The 7250-nt window shown below is 72.8% G+C and carries 5 protein-coding genes; 1 reads left to right on the top strand and 4 read right to left on the bottom strand.

All coding sequences use genetic code 11. The features are described from left to right. The 4 genes from C1I92_RS00870 to C1I92_RS00855 form a co-directional block, all read right to left on the bottom strand. Window positions 1-2649, bottom strand: a 2649-nt coding sequence (locus C1I92_RS00870; RefSeq protein ID WP_111252775.1) for an alpha-mannosidase, incomplete at its 3' end; no start/stop codon positions are given. Between the two features lie 96 nt (window positions 2650-2745). Further along, window positions 2746-3561, bottom strand: a complete 816-nt coding sequence (locus tag C1I92_RS00865) for a carbohydrate ABC transporter permease (protein WP_111252752.1) — start codon at window positions 3559-3561, stop codon at window positions 2746-2748. Beyond that, window positions 3561-4514, bottom strand: a complete 954-nt coding sequence (locus tag C1I92_RS00860) for a carbohydrate ABC transporter permease (protein WP_199520826.1) — start codon at window positions 4512-4514, stop codon at window positions 3561-3563. The genes C1I92_RS00865 and C1I92_RS00860 overlap by 1 nt, the downstream gene beginning before the upstream one ends. After that, on the bottom strand, window positions 4511-5863 hold the full coding sequence (locus C1I92_RS00855; protein ID WP_111252751.1) for an ABC transporter substrate-binding protein: 1353 nt from the start codon (window positions 5861-5863) through the stop codon (window positions 4511-4513). The genes C1I92_RS00860 and C1I92_RS00855 overlap by 4 nt, the downstream gene beginning before the upstream one ends. Before the next feature lie 128 nt (window positions 5864-5991). Here C1I92_RS00855 and C1I92_RS00850 point away from each other — a divergent pair, with 128 nt between their 5' ends. Then, window positions 5992-7215 carry an ROK family transcriptional regulator gene (locus C1I92_RS00850; RefSeq protein WP_111252750.1) on the top strand — a complete coding sequence of 408 codons (1224 nt, stop codon included), beginning with the start codon at window positions 5992-5994 and terminating at the stop codon, window positions 7213-7215. Window positions 7216-7250: the final 35 nt, after the last annotated feature.

The raw sequence follows: 7250 nt of genomic DNA, 5'->3' as shown, positions 1-7250 counted from the left end.
GTGCTGGGCGTAGCCGTCGGCGATCGCGTCGGGGATGCCGCCCGGCCGGAGGCTGACGGTGAACGCGTGCCGGCCCTGGTCGGCGGCCGGGTCGGGGTAACGCGGCGCGCGCAGCAGCGACAGCCGCGCCGTCGTCATCGGCCGGCCGTCCGGCGCCTGCCCGTTGCGCACGTCGTGGCCGTAGACGACGTCGTTGGCGATCGCGACGCCGTAGCCGGGCTCGCCGACGTGGATCCAGCGGTGCGCGACGGTCTCGAACCGGGCCACGTCCCACGAGGTGTTCTGGTGGATCGGCCGATTGAGGTGGCCGAACTGGATCTCCGACGCCGCCCGCTCGGCTCGCAGGTCCAGCGGGAAGGCCAGCTTGAGCAGCTTCTGCGACTCGTGCCAGTCGATGCCGAACGCGTAGTCCAGCCGCCCGTCCACCAGCCGGATCGTCACGTCGATCGTGGTGGCGCCGAGCACGTGCCGGACCGCGACCGCGTCGCCGTCGAGGTCGATCGACGCGGGGTCGCGCAGGTCGCGGCCGCTGCGCTTGTCCTCGTCGTTGATGTCCCAGGCGTCCCACTCCCGCGGGGTGTCGCGGAACAGCTGCAGCACGCCGCCGGCGACACCGGCCGGCAGCAGCTCGCGGCCGGCGACGCGGTCGAGGACGGACGCGAGCGTGCCGTCCGGGCCGACCTCGACCCGCAGCGCGGCGTCCTCCAGCACGACCGTGTCGCCGTCACGACGCGGCCGGGCGGCGGCCGCCGCCGTGGCCGGGCCGATGCCGAGCCCGGCGACGCCGCCCTGGGCGTACGGCCCGGCGTTGGCCGCCAAGGGCGCGTCACCGTCGCCGGCCAGCGCCGCCAGCGACGCGTCGATCAGCGCCGTCAGCTCGCCGGCCACCCGCTCGTACTGTCGCTCCGCCTCCTGGTGCACCCAGGCGATCGACGTGCCGGGCAGGATGTCGTGGAACTGCTGCAGCAGCACTGTGCGCCAGGCGCTCTCCAGCGCGTCGTACGGGTACGGCCTGCCGTGCCGCACCGCCGCCGTCGCCGCCCACAGCTCGGCCTCGCGCAGCAGCGCCTCGCTGTGCCGGTTGCCGCGCTTGCCGCGCTGCTGCGAGATCAGCGTGCCGCGGTGCAGCTCCAGGTACATCTCGCCGACCCAGACCGGCGGGGACGCCAGCTCCGCCGCGGCCGCGTCGAAGAACGTCTTCGGGTCGCTCAGCCGCACCCGCGGCGAGCCGTCGAGGTCGCGCTTGCGCTCGGCCGCGGCCAGCATCTCGCGGGTGGGCCCGCCGCCGCCGTCGCCCCAGCCGAACAGCCCCAGGACGTGCCGCGCGGCGCCCTTCTGCCGGAACGCGCGCTCGGTGCGGGCGAGGTCCTGCGCGCCGAGGTCGGAGTTGTACGTCTCGGCCGGCGGGAAGTGGGTGAACACCCGGGAGCCGTCGATGCCCTCCCAGAGGAAGCTGGAGTGCGGCATCGCGTTGGTCTCGTTCCACGACGGCTTCTGGGTGAGGAAGTAGCGCGCGCCGGCCGCCCGGACCAGCTGCGGCAGCGCCGCGGTGTAGCCGAACGAGTCCGGCAGCCACACCTCGTCGCTCTCGATGCCGAACTCCTCCAGGAAGAACCGCTTGCCCAGGACGAGCTGCCGGGCCAGCGCCTCGCCGCCGGGCATGTTCGTGTCCGACTCCACCCACATGCCGCCGACCGGGCGGATGACGCCGTCGGCGACGGCCTTGCGGACCCGCTCGAACAGCGCCGGCTGGCTGTCCTTCAGCCAGGCGTACTGCTGCGCCGACGACGCCGCGAAGACGAAGCCGGGCGACCGCTCGGCGAGGTCGAGGACGTTGGCGAAGGTCCGGGCCACCTTGCGCACGGTCTCGCGGACCGGCCACAGCCAGGCGCAGTCGATGTGCGCGTGGCCGACGGCGGACACGATCAGCGCGCTGTCCGCGGCCCGGCTCGACAGCACCGGCGCCAGGATCTCGCGTCCCCGCGCGGCCGTGCCCGGCACGTCGTCGGGGTCCATCGCGTCGACCATCCGCTCCAGCGCGTGCACGATCTCCGCGCGCCGCGCCCCGGCCGGCGGCAGCACGTCGACCAGCCCGTCCAGCGTGACGACGTCCTGCAGCAGCTCCCACACGACGACGTCGCGCCGGGCCACCGAGACGTCGGCGAGCCGGTACTGGTGCGTGTCGCCGGCCGTCGCCCGGTCCCCCAGCGTCGTCGGCTCGTACTCGTACGGCACCTGCACGACGGGGTTCGCGGCCGCCTCGACGTACAGGTGGAACGGGCCGGGCTCGGGCAGCGACACCCAGTTGTTGAGCGGCTCCAGTCCCTTCACGATCGTGCCGTCGGGCCGGTACACCAGCCCCTCGGCCTGGAAGCCCGGCTGCTCGCCGGTGAAGCCCAGGTCGACGACGAGCTCGGTCTCCTCCGTCGCCCAGCCGGCCGGCACCTCGCCGCGGACGTCGAACCAGACCGTGTCCCACGGCCGGCCCCAGGTCTGGCCGACGGCGAACGGCTGGAACCGCTGCGCGACGGCGTGTGCGAACGGCACCGGCTCGCCGTCCACCGTCCAGGCCCGCACCTGCGCGGAGATCGCGTCGCGGTAGACGGCGGGGCGGATCCGGAAGGTCGTGAAGCGCCGCACGCGCAGCATCGTCAACGCGGTGGCGTCGAGCTGGACGCGGCCGTGCGGGTTCTGGTCGGCAAGCAAGACGGGTCGCTCCTGAAGAGAGTGGACGGGACGGCGGGCTCAGCCCTTGATCGCGCCGCCGAGACTGGACTTGAGCAGGTGGCGCCGGAGCACGGCGTAGAGGATCGCGGGCGGCACCATGTAGATGACCGCGCTGGCCGCGAGCACGCCCCAGTCCACCTGGTTGAACGCGGAGAAGGCGCGGAACAGCCCGATCGAGAGCGGGTACAGGTCCGGCGACTGCAGCAGCACCAGCGGGGTGAGGAAGTCGCCCCACACCGCCATGAACGTCAGCATGGCCGCGGCGCCCAGGCCCGGGCCGAGCAGCGGGAAGACCACCCGGCGAAGCGCGCCCAGCCGGGTGTTGCCGTCCATCCAGGCGGCCTCCTCCAGCTCGAACGGGATCGCGTCGATGGTGCCCTTGAGCAGCCACAGCGTCACCGGCAGCGCGGCCGCCGCCTCGACGAGGATCAGGCCGAGGTAGCTGTCGTCCAGGTTCATCCGAACCATCAGCAGGTAGAGCGCGACGATCGTCGCCGGCGCCGGGATGACCCGGATCAGCAGGATCGAGAACATGAAGAAGCTGCGGCCCCGGAACCGGAACCGGGCCAGCGCATAGCCGCCGAGCAGCCCGCAGGCCAGGTTCAGCGCCGTCGCCGCGACCGAGATGATCAGGCTGTTCAGCAGCAGCCGCGGCGTGTCGGCGTTGGTGAAGAAGCGGGTGAAGTTCTCCAGCGAGAACGCCGGGGCGCTCACCGTCGGGCCGGCCTGGGCGTCGATCGCGCTCAGCGCCACCCAGGCGAACGGCACCAGGCAGAACAGCGCCAGCATCGTCAGCAGCGCGTACTGCAGGCCGCGCTGGACCACGGTCGTCATCAGACCTCCACCTTCGTCAGCCGGACGTAGGTCAGTCCGAGGACCATGAGCAGCGCCAGCAGGATCACCGACGCCGCGCTGCCCAGCCCGATCTGCGAGTACTGGAACGCCCGCTGGAAGATGAAGATCGACGTCAGCTCGGTGGCCGAGCCGGGACCGCCCTGGGTGAGGAAGTACACCAGTCCGAACACGCCGACCGTCGTGATCGTCGTCAGCAGCAGGTACAGGAAGATCGGGCCGCGGATCAGCGGCAGCGTCACGTACCGGAACACCTGCGTCGCGCTGGCGCCGTCGACCCGGGAGGCCTCGATCAGCTCGTCCGGGACGTCCTCCAGCGCCGCCTGGAACATGATCATCGCGAACGCGATGCCGCGCCAGATGTTGACGATGACGATCGACAGCATCGGCCACTCCTGCAGCGGCGCCGCGGCGGCGCCGCCGAACAGGCCGATCAGCCGGTTGAACGTGCCGTCCTCGCTCGAGGACAGCACGCTCGCCCACGTCAGCGCCGCGACCACCTCGGGCACCACCATCGGCAGCAGGATCGCCGCGCCGAACACGCCCTTGCCGCGCAGCCAGGTGCGCCGCAGCAGCAGCGCGGCCAGCATGCCGAGCACCGTCTGCCCGATGATGGCCGAGAACAGCACGAACTGGCCGGTCCGGCCGAGCGAGGCGAGGAAGTCGTCCGAGCCGAGCAGCGTGCGGAAGTTCTCCAGGCCGACGAACTGCGGGTCGCGGGCGGCGAAGCCGGTGAGCTGGGTGTTGGTGAGGCTCAGGTACAGGCCGTACACCGCCGGCGCGACCACGAACACGACGATGAGCAGCACCGACGGACCGAGCAGCAGCGGAATCAGGCCACGGCCGTGCAGCCCGCGCCGGCGCGGGCCGGGGCGGCCCGGTGCCGGCCGGCCGGGCCGCGTGGCCGGCTCGACCGGCGCCGGGACCGACGTCACTGTTCGACCAGGGCGTCGCCCAGCAGCTCCGCCGCCTCCTCGGCGAACGCCGACGCCGCCTGCTCGCCGTCCGCGTCGCCGAGCAGGATCGCCTCGGTGGCGCTCTGCACGGCCTGCGACACCTGGTCGGCGCCGTCGCCGAACGGCGCGCGGATGCCGGTGCGGACCTTCTCCTCCGCGTCGAGCAGCGACGGGTCGCTGGCGTACGGCTCGATGTCGGCGATGCCCGGGTGCGGCGCGGCGGCGCCGATCGCGGCCAGTTGCTCGGCGGCCGCGGTGCCCTCGCTCAGCCACTTCGCCAGCTCCATCGCGGCCTCGGCGTGCTCGGTCTCGGCGTTGATGGCGTAGACGAACCCGCCGCCGCTGATCGAGTACGGCTCGGTGCCGGGCACGAGCGCCGGGTAGTCCCAGGTGCCGACCTTCTGCTGGACGTCCTCGATCGGCGCGGTGCCCTCGGGGCCCCAGTCGTAGCGCCAGCCCCAGGTGCCCTGCGCCGCGACCGGCATGGTGCCCTCGGGGAACCGGACGTACTTCGTCGGCTCCCACGGGTTCGGATTGAGCAGGTCCTGCACCGGCATCAGGCCGGCCTCGACCAGCCGCGCGTACAGGTCGAAGCTGGCGGTCAGGCCCTCGCTCTCCAGCGTCCAGCGGCCGGTCTCCTCGTCGTAGAACGTGCTGCCGGTGCCGGCGGCGATCGGCAGGAAGCCCTCGGTCCAGGTGCCGCCGCCCCACGCCGTCCCGGCCGGGATCACGATCGACGGCTCACCGGTCTGGGCCGTGACCTGCTCCAGCCGGGCGATCAGGTCGTCCCACGTCTGCGGCTGCGAGGTGTCGACGCCGAGCTGCTCGAGCACGTCCTTGCGGTAGAACAGGCTCTGCACGTTCGCCTCGTGCGGCACGGCGTAGAAGTGGCCGTCGACCTGCCGGGCGGCGTCCTTCACCGGGTCGAAGTACTCGCCCCAGGTGTCCCACTCGTCGAGGTACTCGTCCAGCTCGAGCAGGTAGCCGGCGCCGGCGAAGCCGGTCACGTGCGTGCTGCCCATGTCGATGACGTCCGGCGCGGTGCCGGAGTGGAACTGCTGGGTGATCTTCGTGCGGAACTGCTCGTCGGTCAGCGGGTCGACGATCAGCTCGACCTCGATGTCCCTGCCCTGCTCGGCCATGGCCTGCTCGAACGCGGCGAGGTGCGGCTCGACGGCGTCGGCGCGGGCCTGCTGGTACTCGAGCAGGCGGATCGTCACGGGCCCGTCGTCACCGCCGGCGGTGTCGTCGCCGTCCGAGCAGGCCGCCAGCACCCCGGTCAGGAGGGCGGCGGTCGCGACGGCGAGGAGGACACGACTGCGCTTCATTGCGTCACACCCTTTTTTCCATCCGATGGACTAAACCTGGGGCACAGGTTAGGCTTCGTCGAAGATATCGTCAATCGCTTGGATTAAATCGCGGCTTGGCTACGATGCCGTCGGCAGGGAGGAGTCGCATGCGGCGCGGCAGCAACCAACTTCGCCTGGCCGACTTCAACCAGGCCGTCGTGCTCGACGTGCTGCGCCGTGCCCCGGGGGCGAGCCGGGCCGATCTGCGGCGCGAGTCCGGGCTGAGCCCGCAGACCATCTCGAACATCACCCGGCGGCTGATCGACGACGGGCTGATCCGCGAGACCGAGCCGGCCGGCGGCGTCCGCGGCCGGCCCAGCATCCCCCTGGTCGTCGACAGCGACGGCGCGTTCTCCGTCGGCGTGCACATCGACCCGGCCCGGCTGACCACCGTCCTGCTCGATCTCGACGGCCAGGTGCGGCTGCGCCGCCAGGAACGCACGCCGCAGGCGACCAACCCGCCGGAGGTCACGGCGCTGATCGCGGCCACGGCCGACGCGATGATCCACGAGGCCGGCGTCGACCGCGACCGTGTGCTGGGCCTGGGCATCGCCGCGCCCGGCCCGCTGGACGTCCACGCCGGCGTCATCGTCGACCCGCCGCAGCTGCCGAACTGGCGCAACGTCAACCTCCGCGCCGACCTCAGCGACGCGACCGGGCTGCCGGTGCTGCTGGACAAGGACGTCACGGCGGCGGCGACGGCGGAGCTGCGCTCGTCGACCGCGCCGTCCAACGCGTTCGTCTTCCTCTACCTCGGCTCCGGTGTCGGCGCCTCCGTCGTCGTCGACAACCAGGTGCTGCGCGGCGTGACGAACAACATCGGCGAGGTCGGCGACATCATCGTCGACACCGACGCCGAGCAGCTGGAGTGGGCCGGCCGGCGCGGCGGGCTGGCCGCGGCGTGCGTACCGGAGGCGCTGGTCATCCAGGCCGCGCGCCTGGGGCTGGTGCCGCTGCCCGACCTCACCGACTACGTCGCGATCGACGACGCCTGCACGGCCGTCTGCGCGCAGGCGGTGGCCGGCAACAGCGGCGCGACCTGGATCCTGGCCCGCGCGGCCCGGCGGGTCGCCGTCGGCCTCGGCGTCCTCGTCAACCTCCTCGACGTGCCCCGGGTCGTGCTGGGCGGGCCGCTGTGGAACCGGCTGAGCGCGGCGTTCCTGCCGGTGCTGACCGAGCTGGTAGCCGAGGAGCTGGTGGTCGCCCGGCCGGACCTCGTCGTCGAGGGCTCGTCGGTCGGCGAGCACGTCGCCGCCCAGGGCGCCGCCGAGCTCGTCCTCGACCACTTCCTCGCGCCCCGGGCGGCCGCCCTGCTGGTAGGCGAGGCCTGACCCCGGCCGTCGCCGCGCGGCGACGTCCCGCCAGG

This window comes from Jiangella anatolica (genome assembly GCF_003236295.1).
Classification (GTDB): Bacteria; Actinomycetota; Actinomycetes; order Jiangellales; family Jiangellaceae; genus Jiangella; species Jiangella anatolica.
The sequence above is the reverse complement of the archived record's forward strand: the minus strand, read 5'-3'. Positions and strand labels throughout refer to the sequence as shown.

Excerpts from the sequence above, each read along its gene's own strand:
- C1I92_RS00865 (WP_111252752.1), bottom strand. The coding sequence starts at position 3,561 with ATGACGACCGTGGTCCAGCGCGGCCTGCAGTACGCGCTGCTGACGATG.
- C1I92_RS00855 (WP_111252751.1), bottom strand. The coding sequence starts at position 5,863 with ATGAAGCGCAGTCGTGTCCTCCTCGCCGTCGCGACCGCCGCCCTCCTG.
- C1I92_RS00850 (WP_111252750.1), top strand. The coding sequence starts at position 5,992 with ATGCGGCGCGGCAGCAACCAACTTCGCCTGGCCGACTTCAACCAGGCC.